This is a genomic window from Bacillus sp. JJ1532 (genome assembly GCF_036965085.1).
Taxonomy (GTDB): domain Bacteria; phylum Bacillota; class Bacilli; order Bacillales; family Cytobacillaceae; genus Cytobacillus.
Map to the genome: position 1 here is coordinate 1 of NZ_JBALOW010000153.1, position 1091 is coordinate 1091.

At 27.4% G+C, this 1091-nt stretch carries 1 protein-coding gene; it reads left to right on the forward strand.

Annotation, left to right across the window (positions count from 1 at the left end; translation table 11 throughout):
- The coding region (gene wzy / locus V7122_RS25630; RefSeq protein WP_335530162.1) for an O-antigen polysaccharide polymerase Wzy at positions 1-697 on the forward strand (697 nt) is incomplete at its 5' end.
- Positions 698-1091 lie beyond the last annotated feature (394 nt).

Consider the following 1091-nt stretch of genomic DNA (forward strand, 5'->3'; position numbering starts at 1 on the left):
CTTACCTAGAAATGATTTAGTATTATGGGTTATTTTTTTACTTTCTTTCTTATACTCTGAAAAACATATAAAAAAGAAAACTTTAATTACAGTAAGTATATTTTTCTTATTAACTGGAATCCCCTTTTTGAATATACTTGCTTATTTACGAGTGGGAGAAGAAATAGATTTGTCAGTTATGAATTATGCTACGTTGCTAAAAGATATTATTGTTGAAGAAACCTTTTATCCAATAATGTATCAGCATGCATTAGATAGTCAATCAAAAGTATCCGCAGCATTATTCTTTTTGTGGGTTTTGTTTCTTCCTATCCCAACAGGTATTGTGAATAATATTTTTGGAAACATAAATTTCCCCATTTTATCATATATTTTCACTGAACAAGTAACTGGTTATACAATTAACGATTCGAATTATTATATAGTGCTTCCATCAGTTTTGGGAGAGAGCTTTATGCTTTTCGGAATTCAAGGAAGTTGGATTTATGCAATCATATATGCATTTATATTGGCTTGTATGATTAGAGTCTTTAAAAGTAATGTTTTTACAAAATATTGGTTTTTTTATTATGCATTAGATCTTTTTAGAATGATGCGAGGAGGAAGCCAATCTTTTATTGCACAAACAATTAATACTCTTCCCTTACTAATACTCATTATAATCTTTGTAAAATTAATTGAGGAAAAAAAAGCCTAAACCAATTTGTAGCTATTTTCCATAATAAACTTTTGACGTTTTAGAAGCTAACTTATTTGCAATGAGTTTAAACTTGAGAAAAGAAATTGAAAACCATGTTGGTCTTTTATTCCTAATTCTTCATCAGTTCCTAACAAGTGGTGAAGTTATTTATTTAGAGAAATTTTCAAGATGTATACAACTAATTTAGAGTCTAAGATTGTTGTTATTTACCTTTTAGGTGGTTAATGGGAAATATTCACTTATTAAAGAAGGTTTAGATTATTATTTAAGGGAGAATGAAATGAAGGTAAAAGTAAATTTAAGCCATAACGAAGGATTTAGATGGTTTCAAAGGAATGGGTTGTATGTTAAAGGTTTTTTATTTGATAAAAATTGTAATTTATACAAAAAT